Source organism: Lysinibacillus sp. YS11, assembly GCF_002896375.1.
Classification (GTDB): Bacteria; Bacillota; Bacilli; order Bacillales_A; family Planococcaceae; genus Lysinibacillus; species Lysinibacillus capsici.
This window is the reverse complement of the sequence record NZ_CP026007.1, coordinates 3,718,140-3,734,958: the sequence shown is the minus strand read 5'-3', so window position 1 is coordinate 3,734,958 and position 16,819 is coordinate 3,718,140. Positions and strand designations below refer to the sequence as shown.

Sequence of the window (16,819 nt, the reverse complement as noted above, 5' to 3'; positions counted from 1 at the left end):
TTTAAAATTCCGTATATATAAATGGTCCAGCGTTCATATCATGGAAGCCATGTATAAGAAACAACAGTACCAAAACAATCAAATAAAACAACGTGAAGCCAATAAAGCGTAGATACTCATTATTTTTGATGGATTGCATTTGTCCACCTCCAATGAAAAAAGTATAGGATTAAACTTTCAAAAAATAGTAATTTACTAGTTAAAAATCCTTACCTTATGTTTTTAACACTGATTTGACGGAATGTGGAGAAAAATGTTGCTGAATTAAGATGAATTCAGTAAATCATAAGATTAATTTAAGGTAAATTTAAGGTTTTGGGGGGATATGTAGAGTTTACAAATTATTGGCTGGTTTAGTTATGTAAAAAAAGCACGAACATAAGGGAATAATCTCAACTTATGTTCGCGCTATTATTTTTATTTCACTTCATTAATAACTTTTTTAGATACATAAAATTCAGAGCCATTGTAGACATTGATTGTATCAAATGTATGAGTCTTTGCCGTGTTTGTTGAAGTTTGTTCATAGATCATCGTGTTTTTATTGACTGGAATTTTCACTGTAACATCTGCTTTTTGTGCAATAAATGTTGGGTTTTCTTTATTCGATAAGTCAATTTTTGTTGTAAATCCTTTTTCCGTAAATGCCTTCGTTGCAGGCACATATAAATCATTTGTTAATGTGTTTAAGTCAAAGCCCATAAAGCGTGCCATTGTATGGGCTAAATCAGTGTTTTCTACTAATCCTGTCAATTTAGAAGGACCAAATGAATATAAGAATACATCTTCACCCGTATGGCCACCTGTTGTATAACCAATGTTTGCACGATTGGCTAGCATTTTTACCATTTCATTGCCTAAGTCTTTAGCAGACTGTAATGTTTTAAGCTCGTCCTCCGTTAATGAATCTAAGCCATAAAGAGCAGCGACCTCAACTAAATTCGAGCGATCTTCTTTTAGTTGGCTTAAAGCTCCTTCAATGGTCATTGTAGCTTTTTTTAACGGGTCGATGTACGCAGAGACTGGAATGCTGGAATAGGTACTAGTAGTGTTAGCGTTCCCCATCGTAATGCCACTATTTCCATGATCAGTTACTGCGATGACTAAAGTATTACCATCTTCCTTCGCAAAATCAACCGCTTCTTTCACTGCATCATCAAACGATAAAATATCGCTAATAATACCAATAGTATCGTTGGCATGTGCAGCCCAGTCAACCTTACTACCTTCTACAAAGAGGAAGAAGCCATCCTCATCCTTTTTCAGCGTATTGATTGCTTTATTTGTCATTTCAGCAAGTGTAGGCTCAGATGCTCTTGTTTTAGCACGATCTAAATCATAAGCAAGTGCACTTGGCGCAAAGCTTCCCCAAATTTTTGAGGATTGACTGTTAAATAGCTCATCGCGCGTTTTAACGAGATCATAATTTTTTTCATTCAAAACTTTGATTAAATCCTCGCCATCTTGACGAGCGTTTTTCGATGTGCCTGGTGAGAGTGATTCCAGTCCACCACCTAAGACAACATCAATATTTTGGTAAACCTGCTGCTCTGCTATATCACCATATTGACTTCTATTGTTGACATGGGCAGAAAAACCAGCTGGTGTAGCATGTTGAATTTCGGAAGTAGAAATTAATCCAGTGGCCTTACCTTGCTGCTTAGCTCCTTCTAGCACATTGGCTACAGGTCGGAAGGCATCTTCCTTAGCGATTTGCGTTAATCCAGGGGAGTTGATCACAGAGGGCAGCACACCTATATATTTATCGTTCGATTTATGCCCAGTTGCTAATGCTGTCGCAGCAGGAGCGGAATCGGTAATGGCAGATTCAGCAGAATATGTGCGCATAGCACCCGATAAAATTTCATCCATTGCTAGGCTTTCACCTTTATACCAGCGGGAAAGGGTGACAGCATTATTACTGCTACCATCCATCACAAGCATAATGACATTCGTCGGTTTCTTTACTTCGGCTGCATGTACCTCTTGCTGTGGGATACTAACTGCGGATAAAGTCACTGCACTTGCTAAGAACAATGAAGTCCATTTTTTTGCGTATTTCATGATTTTCCTCCTTTAGGTGAATTCAATTGTAAGTGTAAAGGAATGGTGTAAAGCTAGCGTTAAAGGTTTGTTAATGGAATATGGTAATTATGTAAATATTGGGGAAGGAAAGAATCTGTGTAAAAATCACACAGATTCTTTTGGGGCATTACAAATTTTCCTGATGTTGTGCGCCATCAATTGTTTCATAATATAAAATGTCTTCTTCAATGTACAAGTTGAGGACTTCATCTTCAAATAAGACTTCTTCGGAGCCGTCCTGGACATTAATTTTTGTTAAATAACCGGCATTGTCATAGTCACTGCAATAAATGAAATCATCATAAGTAGCTAAATAATAGCATGCCGTTTCTGTAATTTGATTGTTTTCATTTGTTTCTAAATTATAGGAATAGACCATATTATCATTGATACTATTATAATAAATCACATCATCCACAGTATTGGCATACCACATATCATGCATAAAATCATAATTGTTATTTGTAGCAGTAAAATAATTTTCTTTTACCCATAAATGATCTTGGCTTAGTTTTTCATCACTGACTAAAAAGTATTCATAGGAAATCGCATAAGGCTCCGCTGAATCCACGTCATTCCACGTTGTATCAAGATGATACCAATTGCCATCGATACTGACTAAATTCCAAGCATGCAGCTGATCCTCACTATAGCCATATACGTATTTAGCTTCTACATCCGATGCTAATAGTAGGCGATAAGCTAGTAGAGCATAGGCTTGACATACCGCAGTTTCCTCGTCTATCAGCTCAAAAGCCGTTTGTCCCTCAGTAGAGCCTTGTTCTGTATAAGTGGCTAATTGTACGACCGTATCATTAATGATTTTAGCACGTTCAAAATCTGTCATATCTGTCGTAATATACTGTTCAGCAAAAGCCTCTACATATTGATCGACCTTTTGCTCCTTTTTGGCATCTGTTAAGTAATCAATCGACAACTCTACCAAATAGCCATCCTCGGTTTCCCAAGCCGTCCATTCATAAGTAAGAAAATAACCAGCTGTATAGGGATCAACGAAAGAAAGCAGGCTATTTAAGTCATTCAGCTGCACCTCAAAATCTTCGAAGTTTAGCTTCCCGGTATAAGGGACTTCAAAGTGCTGTTCAAACTTTGCTACTTGTTTTTCGACTTTTTTAGTGAATTGTAGTAAGGCAGGATCATCCTTAAATAATGAGGTTGAAAAAAGATCATTAGGTGAAAAAGAGGCAGATAACGCTTTACTTTCTGGCTTCTTCATATCATTCTCTGTTTCTTCTGCTAAGGTCGTAGTTGTTACATCCTCTTCCTCAAGAAGTAGGTCAATGGCCTTTGAGCATGCAGTAAGAAACGGAATCATGCAGCATAGCACAAGCAGCGCTGCTATTTTTTTATTCATTTTCCCACCCTCCAAAAAAATTCATTTTTGCCATTATAGTTTAATTTATAGGGAGTGACATCCACAAATAGTAGCATAAGTCGACAAGGATGGAAGCATGAGGCGGAAAATTTCCAGCAAAACATAAAGCGAAGTTTGTCATCGTAACCTTTTTTTGTTATAATGTAGTCTGTTGTGATGTTTCAAAGTTCGGGAGGTGCAGTAAATGCATACAGTAGTATTAGTTTCATTAGTTATCGTATCATTAGCGTTAATCGTTGTGGTATTACTTCAATCTAGTAAAAGTGCAGGCTTATCAGGTGCCATCTCGGGTGGAGCTGAGCAACTATTTGGAAAGCAAAAAGCACGTGGTATGGATTTAATCCTTCACCGTGCAACAATTGTGTTAGCTATAGTGTTCTTTTTATTAGCAATCGCTATTACAAAAATCTAATAGTTGAAGATATATCGCCTAACCGAATTGGTTGGGCGTTTTCTTTTATCATTGTTAAATGGTAAATTCTCTCTCTGGAGTAAAAAATGAATGGTAATGCAATAACCAATGTCATCCGCTGGGCATCATTGGATGACGAGAATGGGTATAGTATGTATAAGTGTTTTAGAATGAAGGAGTGCTTACAGTGAACAAATCATTATCACAGCCATTTTTCTTTCAGGCAGGACCACGTGCTGTTTTATTATTACACGGCTTCACAGGAAGCTCTGCAGACGTACGAATGCTTGGTAGATTTTTAGAGAAAAAAGGGTATACTACATTAGCACCTCACTATAAAGGTCACGGTGTGGAACCAGAAGAACTAATCACAACAGGTCCAGCAGACTGGTGGCAGGATGTTATTGCCGCCTACAAACAGTTACAGGATGCTGGCTATCAGGAAATAGCTGTTGCTGGCCTTTCATTAGGCGGTGTTATGGCATTAAACGTTGCATTAAATAATCCTGTTAAAGGAATTGTGACAATGTGTGCCCCTATGACAATGCGTACAACCGACGTTATGTTTGAGGGTGTCTTGAAATATGCAAGGGACTATAAAAAGTTCCAAGGGAAACAGGAAGAGCAAATTGAAGCTGAAGTTGCAAGCATTGCTGACAAAGGCATGCCATCTCTACAGCAGCTACGAGAATTTATAGCTCGCACTCGTCAAGAAATTGACATGATTTACGCGCCTATTTTCGTCGTACAAGCTACAAATGATGAAGTAATAGAGACAGAATCTGCCAACATTATATATAATCAAACTGAGTCACTTGAAAAGCACATCAAGTGGTATGAAAACTCAAAACATGTTATTACATTAGATCAAGAAAAAGATCAATTACATGAGGACATTTATCGCTTTTTAGAAAGCCTAAATTGGGCACAATAATTATAAATAGGATTTTCTCATGAAGGAGGGAATATGTATGAAAGATCAAAAAGATACACTACAAAGTCGTTTACTCGATTTTTTCAGCAAAGATGATTATAAACCACTAACCGTCGGTGAAATCGAGGATGAATTCGGCTTTGAGGATGCGGAGGAGTTCAAGGAGCTTGTGAAAACACTTGTCCGCATGGAAGGGCAAGGCTTAGTTGTACGCTCTCGCTCCAATCGCTATGGCCTACCAGAGCGTATGAATTTGCTAAGAGGTAAATTTATCGGACATGCGAAGGGCTTTGGCTTCGTGACACCTGATGTCGAGGGCATGGATGATGTGTTCATTCCGCCGCATGAAATTAACGGTGCCATTAACGGAGACATCGTTCTGATTCGTGTTTTAAAGGAATCATTTGGTGATCGACGTGAGGGTACGGTTACAAAGGTCGTCGAGCGTGGGCAAACAAGCTTTGTCGGCACATTTCAGGCTAACCGTGGCTTCGGCTTTGTTGTCCTAGACGATAAAAAGCTACCAATGGATATCTTTATTGCCAAAGGAGATACATTAGGAGCTGTCGATGGACATAAGGTTGTTGTTGAGGTAGCAACATGGCCAGAGGATTTAAAATCCGCTACAGGCTATATTACAAAAATTTTAGGGCATAAAAATGATCCAGGTGTGGACATTTTATCCATTTTATATAAGCATGACATTCCACCTGAATTCCCAGATGAAGTCATTGCTGCTGCACAGCGCGTGCCCGATGAAATTACCGAGGCCGATTTAGTAGGTCGTCGTGATTTACGTCATGAAACAATTGTGACAATTGATGGTGCAGATGCAAAGGATTTAGATGATGCTGTAACCGTAACAAAAAATGTAGATGGTACGTATAAGCTTGGCGTACATATTGCAGACGTAAGTTATTATGTAACGCAAGGCTCAGTCATTGACATTGAAGCTTACGATCGTGCGACAAGTGTTTATTTAACAGACCGTGTCATTCCAATGATTCCACATCGTTTATCAAACGGCATTTGTTCATTAAATCCACAGGTTGACCGTTTAACACTATCCTGTGAAATGATTATTGATGCGAATGGTAATGTGGTTGCACACGAAATTTTCCAAAGTGTCATTAAAACGACTGAGCGTATGACGTATAAGGACGTTTACAAGATTTTAGAGGAGCAGGATGAGGCATTAATTGAACGCTATGAGCCACTTGTTCCAATGTTTAAAAACATGGCTGAGCTATCTGGTATTTTACGCCGTAAACGCGAAATGCGAGGAGCTATTGACTTTGACTTCAAAGAATCCAAGGTGATCGTAAACGAAGAAGGATGGCCCGTTGATATTGAATTACGTGAACGAACAGTAGCGGAGAAATTAATTGAAGATTTCATGCTAGCTGCCAATGAAACAGTGGCAGAGCACTTCCACTGGATGAATGTACCGTTTCTATACCGTATTCACGAAGATCCAAAGCCTGAAAAGCTTCAACGCTTCTTTGAATTTGTCACGAATTTCGGGATTTTAATTAAAGGTACTGGTAATACCGTTCATCCTAAGGCATTACAGGATGTTTTGAAGGCAATTGAAGGTATGCCAGAGGAGCCTGTTATCTCAACGATGCTCCTACGTTCAATGCAACAGGCGAAGTACTACCCTGAAAGTCTTGGACACTTTGGCTTATCAACGGATTTCTATACACACTTCACATCACCAATTCGTCGTTATCCTGACTTAGTTGTACACCGTTTAATTCGTACGTATTTAATTAACAAGGATACATCGAGAGAAACCATTGCACAGTGGAGTATGGCAATGGATGAAATTGCTGACCACACATCTGAGCGTGAACGTCGTGCTGTTGATGCAGAACGTGATACAGACGCACTGAAAAAAGCACAATATATGTCCGACAAAATTGGCGAAGAATTCGAAGGAATTGTTTCATCCATTACAAACTTCGGAATTTTCGTGGAGCTACCAAACACCATCGAAGGACTTGTCCATATTAGCAATATGACAGATGATTACTACCGCTTCGATGATCGTCAAATGATTATGATCGGTGAACGAACGAATCGCCAATTCCGTATTGGTGATGAAGTGACAGTTCGTGTGGCAAATGTCATTATTGAGGAGTCATCCATTGACTTTGAAATCGTTGGAATGGTAACTTCATATGGACGAACACGCAAAGCAGCACCAACTGTTATCCATGCACGTAAAAATTACAGCGATAACAAAGGTGGACGCAGTCGCCGAAGCACACGCAGTGATGAGGAAAAAGGCGGACGTAGTGGCAATCGTAGAGGCGGTCGTCAAGAGGATGACCGTGGAACTCGTAGCTCATCAAAGCAAGGTGAACGACGCGAAAGCGACCGTGATCCACGTGGACGCCGCAAAGATGACTCAAGCCCAGGTCCTAAAAAACGCGTGAAACAAAAGCAAAAGTTCTATGAGGGCATTGCCAAAAAAGGCAAAAAGAAAAAAACAAAACGTAAATAAGCCTAAGCGAAAGTATCCATTGGAAGGGTGCTTTCGCTTAAGCTCAACCTTTTAAGTAGAGGGTGAAAAGATATGGCAAAAGGTTCTGGTAAAGTATTAGCACAAAACAAAAAAGCTGGCCACGACTACTTCATCGAAGAAACAATCGAAGCAGGCATGGTCCTAACAGGTACAGAAATCAAATCCATCCGTGCAGGCAAAGTCCAACTGAAAGACTCCTTTGTCCGCGTCCGCAATGGCGAAGCATGGATCAACAATATGCACGTTAGCGCCTTTGAACAAGGCAACCGCTTCAATCACGATCCACTACGCACCCGCAAGCTGTTGCTCCACAAAAAGCAAATCGGCGAGCTAGTCGGTGCCGTAAAACGTGACGGCTACACAATCGTTCCACTGAAAATGTACATCAAGGATGGCTACGCCAAACTCCTAATTGGCATCGGTAAAGGGAAAAAAGATTACGATAAGCGCAACGACATGCGCAAAAAAGAAGCCAAACGCGAGATGGAGCGTGTCTTCAAGGCAAAAAATCAATTTTAATAGATTTGGAGAAAGCTCACTGCGAATAGCGGTGAGTTTTTTCATTGTTGGGTGACGCCAGCGAGTGTGGCGGATAGAATGGAGAAATTGACGGATAGAGGTTGAAAAGTGGTGGATAGCATTGCAAAAGTGATGGATAGCAGACCAAATCTGGCGGATAGTATTTATAGCTAAGCCAATTTTTTCTATTAAAGCGGTACACTTGAACTCTCTCTCATTTTGTTTTATAATATGTATTACTGATTGCCAGATTTCATGGAAGCGTACTTTTAAGCTCCCACCGTACTAGAAGCAATTCTAGCTCTTTATTTGAACGAGGCCAAGCTGCTTCGCTTCATATTCAAGGGGACGTTACGGATTCGACAGGGATGGTTCAAGCTTTGGTCGCGCGTCGGAGGGCTCGGCTCCGTCATCAACGACAGTTATATAATAACTGGCAAACAACAAAACTTAGCTTTCGCAGCGTAAGCTCGTAAGCGCTCTGCCTCTCTATCGCCCATGTAGAGAACGTGGGGCCCAACTTTAGTGGGATACGGTCGATGGTGCCACCTGAGTCATCGGCAAGAGATTTCCAGGTTAGCGTACAGGACGCCTGTTTGTCGGCATAATGTTACGTGAATCGTAAATAGGCAAACTACACGCGTAGAAGCTGAAGTATTGGAGTTTCTGGACGCGGGTTCGACTCCCGCCGTCTCCATACATTGGAAACAATATAGTTTCAAAAAGTGTCAAATTCCTTGATATATCAAGGGTTTGGCGCTTTTTTTATTTCAAAAACTTTCAACTGATATCAAACGGTTTTGGGTCATTTTTGGGGTCAAACTAGGTCAAAATTGGGTCAAAGAATTAGCGTGCATTGATGTATGCATCAAACTTTTCAATTGTGCTAGCTTTGGTTTTCTTGGTTACATGCGTATAAATGTCCATTGTCGTTTTAACATCTGTATGTCCTAGCCTTTCCTGTACTTCTTTAATACTTGCACCCGCTTCAAATAATAGTGAGCAATGGGTATGGCGTAAACCATGTGTAGTAATAGGCTGAAGCTTGTATTTATCAATTACTTTATGAAGCCACTTTTGCGTTTGAACAGGTTGGATGAAGCGGTTATGTTTATTGCTAAATACGAGTTGTTTTTTATTAGATGTATTAATGCCCTTTTCTAAATAAATCTTACTTTGCTGGAACTTCCATTTTAATAGTAAAGACATTGACGTTTCATCCATTTTAATTGTTCGCACTACACCATTTTTAGTTGTCTTCAGGTACAATTGACAATCCTTGCCGCGTGAAATCGCTTTGTTAATACGAATTTCACTTCTTTCAAAGTTGATATCATTCCACATCAGTGCTAATAACTCGCCTTTACGCATACCTGAATAGCTCAATACATGAAATATTGTATAAACCATTAGATTATCTTGCTGTTCAAAGCTTTGAAGTAGTTTTATTAATTGTTCTCGTTCGTAAAAGTTTTCAAATTCTGCCTCATCTAAAACGATTTGCTTTCGCTTCTTAGGCATCTCAACCAATGTAAAAGGATTTTTATCAATGTAGCCATGTTTAATCGCATAATCGAGAACTTTTGCAGCATAGGACTTAACCATGCGAAACCGCTTTAGCTTTTTAGCCCACTGATTTACATGCTTTTGGCAAGTTGCAATATCAATCTTGTCAACTTTATAAGTACCCATAGCAGGTAAAATGTGATTTTTAAAGATACCAATAGTTTTTACAAATGTACTTTCTTCAACGCTGTTTTCGTACTGCTCAACCCACATGTTATAAATATCTTGATACGTTTCATATTGTTGTTTTTTATATGTGCCACTGTATACCTCGAGCTGTAACTGATTCATAGCATCTTGAGCTTCTTTACGTGATTTAAAACCTCGTCGAGTAGTAGTTAAAGGCTTTCCAGTTAATGAATCTGTACCAAGGTAAAACTTAAACATAAAACGCTTTTCGCCATCTTTTAATGTGTACTCTTTGATTTGGGGATTCGCCAAAGTAATTCCTCCTCTGTTCTGCTTACGGAGACAGAGTGTAAGGAGAGTAGTACCTTACATATTTATCATATTATTTATAGCGTTTAAAGACAAATTAGAGTTTGTAGAAAAATAAAAGAACAAGCTAAAAAACTTGTTCTAATAGTTCATATATTGAATAAAATTTTTAAATGCATTAGTCTTGATTTCATCCGTTTCGATAATATAAACATCTGAAGTAATATCTTTAAAGCTATGACCTAACCTTTTCTTTATTTCATATGGTGTTGCACCACTTATATAGTACATTGTTGCATGTGTACGTCTTAAATCATGGGGAGAAATCTTTTTGAGTTTATATTTTTCTTGGATATTATTGCACCAGTCCCAAGCCTTAGATGGATAAGTAATATTATTTTTCTTATCAGAAAATACAAGGCTATAGCTACTTAAATTATAATGCAAAATGGATTGAATTGTTTTCCACTCATTTAAAATTTCAAGTGTGCGATCATCAATCTTTAATAGTCTATGATCAGATGTTTTAGTGGAAGAAATTACTAGTTTCCCATTTTCATCATAGGTAACAGCTTTGTTTATTGTAATTTCCTTTTTATCAAAATTGATGTCACTCCATTGTAAGGCAAAACCTTCTCCACGCCTAATACCTGTATAGCATAGTAACCGTAAATATGCATATTTTTTTATATCTTCATTTTTAGTAGCTTCTAAAAACTCTATTAGTTCTTCACGGCTATAGTAGTCTTTGGTGGATTCTTTTTGCTTTTTAATGGGTGTCGTAACTGCCTTCATGGGATTTCGTTCAATAACATCTAATTTCATCGCATAATCAAATACTTTGGCTGCATAATGTTCGACTGTTTTGTGTTTTTTTAATTGATCATACCAAATGTATGCTGCATTTTCGCAATGTTTGTAAGTAATAGATTGAATTTTAATGTGACCTAAGCAAGGCAGGATATGATCATGAAAAAGTTGTTTTGTTTTATGATATGTCGAAGGTTTAACGGATTTTCGATAAATTGATAACCATTCATTATAAATATCACTAAATGTCTTTTTTTCAGGGCGATAGCCTTCTTTAAATTTTATTTTAAGTCGTAAATATTCATTTGTTGCAGCTGTTATTGTTTTAAAACCACGTCGAGTAGTTTCAATTCGTTTACCGGTAGAAGTGGTTCCTAGATAAATCTTGAATTTATATCTTGTTTCCCCTGATACTAACTTATATGATTTAATTGCTTTTATTTTTGCCATAATAACTCCTCCGTTTGCTAGTAGCTATTTTTTTCTATAAATTTATCTAATTCGTGTTTATAGATTCGTTTAGTACCATCGATTTCAAATACTTTTAGCCCTTCACATTTAAATTTTTGAAAGGTGTTATACGAAACTCCTAAATATTCAGCCGCTTCTCTAATAGTTAGTAACTGTTTCTCAGGTTTGGATATTTGCTTAGTAATAGCTGTAATAATTTCATTTTTCAACTCTTCTAGATATTGTTTAAATTCTGGTTCTGTCATTTTGTTGGCTCCTTTGCTTTTTGTCTAAACAATATACCCGCCAGATTTTATTTTTTTAAGAGTAATTTTTATTTATTTCTTCTTTTATTTCTTTTGATAGAAGTTGAAAAATTAAAGACAGTATGCTAAGATTTACAAAACCTAGTTTTAACAGAACTGAATACTTATCAAATGACCTCCTATTGCGCAAAAAGTTTGAATTAGGGGGTCATATTTATGAATTGCATTTTCATTTTAATTTTAAAAATGGAACAGCACATCTCTGTGATGAAAAATAAGTAGTTCTAATTTTGTAAATAGATGAAGTATTTAATAGCTGAAATACAAAAACCTTAGTTTTCTGTTTAATACAGAAACTAAGGTTTTTCTAATAAATTAAGATGAATTGATAGTGAAATTTTACAGCACTAACAAGATGGCTCTTGTGTGAAGATTTCGATTATTTCCTGTTATTTCTTAATATAAAAACTCCTTACCTATTTAGAATTGGTAAGGAATGTTTATTTTATTTGTCTTGTGCCAAATAAAAATTTTCTTTTGCCTGATTGTAGGCAGCTTCATTTTTCTTAATTAGTTTTTTGTTAGGTTGAACGGTCTTTGAAAAATTCAGATTAAGCTCTGGTTCTTTCATACAGGCTTCTAACGATTTTAAAAATCTTGTCATAAAAATCCCTCCGTTTGCCTTTCTTTACTAGTATTATATCTTTTTTTATAGGAGATAAACAGCAAATGGTTTATCCATCAAATTCCAAAGTATTTTTTTATTAACAAATCGTAAAACACGAAAATTAACTTTTCTCCATCAAATAGTTTTTGTAGGTTTTACAAAATAGTGTGATAGGTGATGTATCCTCACCATTGCGATCTGCAGTATTATTAAACATTTCAACACCATTAAAGAGGGTTCTAGTAACTTAAGGTAATAGCTGAAAGATTTAAAGCAGCAGATGGAGGATAGGGTGTTTATGTACCTGTAAGATATGCTAAGTTAACCCCTAGTAGTAATTGGTTCGAAAATATTAGCTTCCATTTGTTCAGTAGTCTATTACAAGTAAAAAGGGATAATTATGATAAAATAGTAACATAAATTATGACTAGTTAAATTATATATACGTAGTATTGTGATAAGGAGAAAAGAAATGACAGCTATCGAAATACTATCATGGCCTTTTATACAAGAAAGCATCAATCAAATCAACAATAAAGAGCAGTATTTAAATTATCCAGTTATTTATGTTTTGAATGGCAATAAAGAAGCTTATATTGGTGAAACGGTTTATTTTAAAAATCGTATGAAAGCTCATTTAAAAGCACGTAAAAATATTCAACAAGTAAATTTGATTAAGCACGAACACTTTAATCGATCAGCAACCTTTCATCTAGAGACAAAACTGATTAACTATTTCCTTGGTGATGAAAAATATACGCTTCAAAATAAAAGTAAGACGGCTAACGATTTTACTCATAACTACTACAATAAAACTTATTACGATCAACAACTATTTAAAGAACTTTGGCAAAAACTATATGAACAAAAGCTTGTTGACAATGAGTTACATGTAATTGAAAACAAAGATATTTTTAAATTATCTCCTTTCAAAGATTTATCCTTAGAACAACTTGAATTAAAAGATAAAGTACTCGAGTTTTGTGAGAAACGGGTTACTCAAAACACAAGCGAATATGGAAGTCTATTAATCATTGAAGGTGAAGCGGGCGTTGGAAAAAGTGTTGTGTTAAGTTCTATTTTCAATACGATTCAAGAAAGAGTAGAAGAAGCATCTTCAAATTTATATCGTACAGAAAATTATTTAGCTGTGAACCATGAGGAAATGTTTAAAACATATAAAAACATAGCAAAACAAGTGAAACATTTAAAAGGGAAAAACTTTGCAAAACCTACATCTCTGATTAATATGTTGCAAAAAGAGGGAAAAAAGGCTGATATCATTTTCGTAGATGAAGCACATTTATTGCTAACAAAGCCAGATACTTATAATGGATTCCACGGCAATAATCATTTAGAGGAGTTTTTGAAGCTAGCAAAGGTAGTTGTCATTATTTATGATCAAGATCAAGTATTAAAACTGAAGAGTCTATGGGGAGCAGCAACACTAGAAGGGCTTAAGAAATTAAGTACTTTTCACGAAGAATATCAGTTAACAAATCAATTCCGCATTCAAGCAAATGATGACGTAATCAATTGGATAAACGAATTCAAGCGAAAAAAATTATTGCCGCTTCCTAAAGATAAAAACTATGAATTTAAAGTATTTGAATCTTTGAAGGACATGCATGATGAAATTAAATCCCAAAATACTCAGCACGGTTTAAGTCGTGTTGTATCAACGTTTGATTACATACATAAAAAAGATGGTGGGACCTACTACGTGAAAGAATCAAATGGTGAATACCAACTGCCATGGAATACAACAAGTACGAAATATACATGGGCAGAAAAAGCAGAAACCGTTCACGAGGCTGGATCAATTTATACAATACAGGGCTTTGATTTAAATTATGTTGGTGTTGTGCTTGGGCCATCTGTTCAATATGACGCTACTAAAGATGAAATCATCATTGATACGAGTAAGTATATGGATAAAGGTGCATATACAGGTATGGACGGAATTGAAAATGTAAATGAGGCAAAGGAAAAGATCGTCCTAAACTCAATCAATATCTTGATGAAGCGTGGAATTAAAGGACTGTATATCTATTCAAGTGATGAAGCGTTGCGCAATAAACTTCTAGAATATCAAAAAGCAGGTGAATAGTATGAGTGAGTTAGAACAACTACGTGAAAGTATTTTGCAATTCCGAGACCAACGTAAATGGCAGCAATTTCATAATCCTAAGGATCTAGCACTCTCCTTAACATTAGAAGCAAGTGAATTATTAGAGCTATTTCAATGGAAAACGAGTGAGGAAGCAGTTGAAAAGAATTTAGATAAGATGAAGGAGGAGCTAGCGGATGTTTTGATTTATGCGATATTGTTTGCGAATGAAACGGATTTGGACTTAGTAAAAATAATAAATAATAAACTTCAAAAAATAATGAAAAATACCCAATTGAAAAGTTTGCTGGAAAAATACTAAATACAATGAGATATAAATTTATAAAACATTTAAAAGGCAATCTAAAAACCTTAGTTTTCGTTTGAATACGAGAAACTAAGGTTTTTCTTATGGTAAATTATCTGATATAGGGAAGTAACAGTACATATAATCCCTTTTTTTGTTCCTCTGATAAATTTTTAATGATATTAAATAATTCGTCATCTATATTTTCACTTTGTAGAGATTTATCTTGTGGAATTTTAATAGTTGTATCAACTTTGTTTTCCAGTAATAAAAAGAATGAGCTAAGCGTTAGTCCAAATTGTTCGCAAATTTCACTTAACAGTGCATAATTAGCTTCCTGAATACCGCTTTCTATTCGTGAAATAGATGCTTGAGAAATATCTAATTTTTGAGCAAGATCACTCATACTTAAATTATTTTCTTTGCGTAACGAACGTATTAACTGTCCTATTTGCAAGTTATTCATAAATATTATTTCAACTCCACTTTTATCGTTTAATTAATCGTACAGTTATTGTATTTTACAATCAATAGAAAATAAATTATACTTAAAATGTAAATATACATAATGGGTAAGAAATGGGGTTGAACGCTATCGGAAACTTTGAATCGGCACTTATTTTATTTATAGATGAAAGGATTGATGTGCTTTATCATAACAAGGTTTTTAGGAATCATCAAAATAAAATGGTTAAAGATGTTAAACAGAAATTATCCAAAGCTCTTTCAGGCATAAGTGAAAAAGAAGTTAAAGAGATTTCTGAGTCGATACAAATATCAATTCTTAATTATCAGCACTTATTATTTCAAGATATATACAAGCAAGGCTTTTTAGATGGGATTGTACTCAGAGAAAAAATACCAGGGGGATCGATAAACGATGAAAGCACTTTTTAAAGGTCAACTCACGATGGATGTATACAAAATTGTAGAGAGTTTAGAGGATGAAGAAGCTACACGAAATTTAGCACATGAAGATATTACATCTGAATTGTTAAAAGAACTAAGGACATTAGTGGAAGCAAGAGGCTATCGTGTTCCTTACGTGGGGATAAAGTTAGAATATGAGGGTGTACCTACTCCACAATATGTATCAATAGTAAATAAAGCAATTAAAGAAGCTAAGAATAGTGAAATATATATTCGTGGAAAAGGGACTATAACAAATATAACTTTTTAAATGGCATTTAAGGTGCAGTTTTTTTGGTAAGTAAAATCTTCTAAAAAACTGCTTTTTTGTAACTTATAAATTCAATTTGGAAATCCTTGTATACAAGAGGTGACGTAATTGAATAATGACAACATAGAAATTGAGAAATTTAAATCAATATTTTTAGAAGATAAAATCTATAATGTGCTAACAAAGTATGGTTATAAGGAAGAGGTGCTTTTTCCTGAGTTTATTAAAACTTTAAATGCTAAAAGGCTTTATACTTCTTTAGAAGTCTCTACAATGCTTAATATGAACGTTAGTAGTTTCCGCTATTATGTTACAAACCTTTGTAAATTTGAGTATCTTAAGAATGTAAGAGAGGGGAGAAATTATAAGTTTAATTATATAAGTATTTATAAATTGTATTTAGTGCAGCAGTTTTTAAAGAGGCAAGGTAAAAATTTGAATAATGTTAAGCTATTGTTATATGAAAACGTTGATAGTTATCAAAAAGAAATTAAATTAATAAAGAATGCGATAAAAAGACTGGATCAAAATATTGGTTTCCTTTTTAAGTTTGAGAAAGGGAATATGCAAACCAATGAAAAAGTCCAAGTATTAAATAAAAAATCAGGATAATAGAAAAAGTAATATTGTCTTGGAATGAAAATCAGGAAGAAATTTTTAGAATAGAGCAGTCCTTATATATATTGCATAAGAAAGCTTTTGGGATAAATGACGAGATAAATGTATGTTTGAGAAAGTTACTTTATCTTGAAAGTGATTTTAATATTTTGTTGTTGAAAAATGAATATTGTTCGAAAGTTCATGAGCTTAAAGATTTTATAAAGCAAACAAAGAAAGGTTATTTTAAAAGGTTATTAAATAACAGTCCATTGGATGTAAGAGATAGTGAATGTACATCAAATTTAAGTAAACAAATCCAGGGTTTTAAAAATAAAATTATTGTTGAACAAGAACGTAAAAGTAATTTAGAAAAAGAACTCTTTCTACTATATAAAGAAATAGAGAGAGAAACTACTAAGAAAATGGAGTTTATTGAAAGAAATAGAGAGATTATAAATACCTTTATATCGAATTTAAATTCTACTTAGATTAAATATGGGATCAGAATTAGTAGAGAGTGACATTTTGATGGGGTTTAAAGATGGTACC

17 protein-coding genes, 1 other RNA gene and 1 pseudogene are annotated in these 16,819 nt (G+C 35.3%); 11 read left to right on the top strand and 8 right to left on the bottom strand.

Annotated features, from left to right (window positions below; translation table 11 throughout):
* Nucleotide 1: 1 nt before the first annotated feature.
* The 3 genes from LBYS11_RS18750 to LBYS11_RS18740 all read right to left on the bottom strand — a co-directional run bounded on the left by LBYS11_RS18750 (nt 2) and on the right by LBYS11_RS18740 (nt 3,460).
* Nucleotides 2-139 (bottom strand): teichoic acid D-Ala incorporation-associated protein DltX, encoded by a 138-nt coding sequence (locus LBYS11_RS18750; RefSeq protein ID WP_004228095.1) that lies wholly within the window; start codon nt 137-139, stop codon nt 2-4.
* 278 nt (nt 140-417) lie between these two features.
* Nucleotides 418-2,064: an alkaline phosphatase gene (locus LBYS11_RS18745; RefSeq protein ID WP_066037098.1), complete on the bottom strand. Its 1,647-nt coding sequence runs from the start codon at nt 2,062-2,064 to the stop codon at nt 418-420.
* Between the two features lie 148 nt (nt 2,065-2,212).
* Nucleotides 2,213-3,460 carry a transglutaminase domain-containing protein gene (locus LBYS11_RS18740; RefSeq protein ID WP_066037099.1) on the bottom strand — a complete coding sequence of 416 codons (1,248 nt, stop codon included), beginning with the start codon at nt 3,458-3,460 and terminating at the stop codon, nt 2,213-2,215.
* 205 nt (nt 3,461-3,665) lie between these two features.
* Here LBYS11_RS18740 and secG point away from each other — a divergent pair, with 205 nt between their 5' ends.
* The 5 genes from secG (at nt 3,666) to ssrA (ending at nt 8,576) form a co-directional block, all read left to right on the top strand.
* Nucleotides 3,666-3,893 carry a preprotein translocase subunit SecG gene (secG, locus tag LBYS11_RS18735; protein WP_004228101.1) on the top strand — a complete coding sequence of 76 codons (228 nt, stop codon included), beginning with the start codon at nt 3,666-3,668 and terminating at the stop codon, nt 3,891-3,893.
* 187 nt (nt 3,894-4,080) lie between these two features.
* Nucleotides 4,081-4,827: an alpha/beta hydrolase gene (locus LBYS11_RS18730; protein WP_004228103.1), complete on the top strand. Its 747-nt coding sequence runs from the start codon at nt 4,081-4,083 to the stop codon at nt 4,825-4,827.
* A gap of 37 nt (nt 4,828-4,864) precedes the next feature.
* Nucleotides 4,865-7,336: a ribonuclease R gene (rnr, locus tag LBYS11_RS18725; RefSeq protein ID WP_103118778.1), complete on the top strand. Its 2,472-nt coding sequence runs from the start codon at nt 4,865-4,867 to the stop codon at nt 7,334-7,336.
* 72 nt (nt 7,337-7,408) lie between these two features.
* Nucleotides 7,409-7,876, top strand: coding sequence for an SsrA-binding protein SmpB (smpB, locus tag LBYS11_RS18720; RefSeq protein ID WP_103118777.1), 468 nt, complete (start codon nt 7,409-7,411; stop codon nt 7,874-7,876).
* Between the two features lie 344 nt (nt 7,877-8,220).
* Nucleotides 8,221-8,576, top strand: a transfer-messenger RNA (tmRNA) gene (gene ssrA, locus LBYS11_RS18715).
* A 146-nt stretch (nt 8,577-8,722) separates the two neighbouring features.
* Here the strand turns inward: ssrA and LBYS11_RS18710 are convergent.
* The 4 genes from LBYS11_RS18710 to LBYS11_RS23155 form a co-directional block, all read right to left on the bottom strand.
* Nucleotides 8,723-9,883: a site-specific integrase gene (locus LBYS11_RS18710; RefSeq protein WP_233732181.1), complete on the bottom strand. Its 1,161-nt coding sequence runs from the start codon at nt 9,881-9,883 to the stop codon at nt 8,723-8,725.
* A gap of 138 nt (nt 9,884-10,021) precedes the next feature.
* Nucleotides 10,022-11,140 (bottom strand): tyrosine-type recombinase/integrase, encoded by a 1,119-nt coding sequence (locus LBYS11_RS18705; RefSeq protein ID WP_103118776.1) that lies wholly within the window; start codon nt 11,138-11,140, stop codon nt 10,022-10,024.
* 17 nt (nt 11,141-11,157) lie between these two features.
* On the bottom strand, nt 11,158-11,406 hold the full coding sequence (locus LBYS11_RS18700) for a helix-turn-helix domain-containing protein (protein ID WP_101966571.1): 249 nt from the start codon (nt 11,404-11,406) through the stop codon (nt 11,158-11,160).
* A 505-nt stretch (nt 11,407-11,911) separates the two neighbouring features.
* Nucleotides 11,912-12,070, bottom strand: a complete 159-nt coding sequence (locus LBYS11_RS23155; RefSeq protein ID WP_158651972.1) for a hypothetical protein — start codon at nt 12,068-12,070, stop codon at nt 11,912-11,914.
* Between the two features lie 475 nt (nt 12,071-12,545).
* Here LBYS11_RS23155 and LBYS11_RS18695 point away from each other — a divergent pair, with 475 nt between their 5' ends.
* Both LBYS11_RS18695 and LBYS11_RS18690 read left to right on the top strand, forming a co-directional pair.
* Nucleotides 12,546-14,183: a DUF2075 domain-containing protein gene (locus tag LBYS11_RS18695; protein WP_103118775.1), complete on the top strand. Its 1,638-nt coding sequence runs from the start codon at nt 12,546-12,548 to the stop codon at nt 14,181-14,183.
* 1 nt (nt 14,184) lies between these two features.
* Nucleotides 14,185-14,521: pseudogene (locus LBYS11_RS18690) on the top strand (nucleotide pyrophosphohydrolase).
* 81 nt (nt 14,522-14,602) lie between these two features.
* Here the strand turns inward: LBYS11_RS18690 and LBYS11_RS18685 are convergent.
* Nucleotides 14,603-14,947: a helix-turn-helix domain-containing protein gene (locus LBYS11_RS18685; RefSeq protein ID WP_233732179.1), complete on the bottom strand. Its 345-nt coding sequence runs from the start codon at nt 14,945-14,947 to the stop codon at nt 14,603-14,605.
* Between the two features lie 128 nt (nt 14,948-15,075).
* On the opposite strand from LBYS11_RS18685, the gene LBYS11_RS18680 reads away from it, so the two are divergent.
* The 4 genes from LBYS11_RS18680 to LBYS11_RS18665 all read left to right on the top strand — a co-directional run bounded on the left by LBYS11_RS18680 (nt 15,076) and on the right by LBYS11_RS18665 (nt 16,758).
* Nucleotides 15,076-15,387, top strand: coding sequence for a hypothetical protein (locus LBYS11_RS18680; RefSeq protein WP_233732173.1), 312 nt, complete (start codon nt 15,076-15,078; stop codon nt 15,385-15,387).
* Nucleotides 15,371-15,670: a hypothetical protein gene (locus tag LBYS11_RS18675; RefSeq protein WP_103118773.1), complete on the top strand. Its 300-nt coding sequence runs from the start codon at nt 15,371-15,373 to the stop codon at nt 15,668-15,670. Before LBYS11_RS18680 ends, LBYS11_RS18675 begins: the two co-directional genes overlap by 17 nt.
* A gap of 108 nt (nt 15,671-15,778) precedes the next feature.
* Nucleotides 15,779-16,282 (top strand): MerR family transcriptional regulator, encoded by a 504-nt coding sequence (locus tag LBYS11_RS18670; protein WP_103118772.1) that lies wholly within the window; start codon nt 15,779-15,781, stop codon nt 16,280-16,282.
* 14 nt (nt 16,283-16,296) lie between these two features.
* The gene (locus LBYS11_RS18665; protein WP_103118771.1) at nt 16,297-16,758 is read left to right on the top strand and encodes a hypothetical protein; all 462 of its coding nucleotides are present in this window, start codon (nt 16,297-16,299) and stop codon (nt 16,756-16,758) included.
* Nucleotides 16,759-16,819 lie beyond the last annotated feature (61 nt).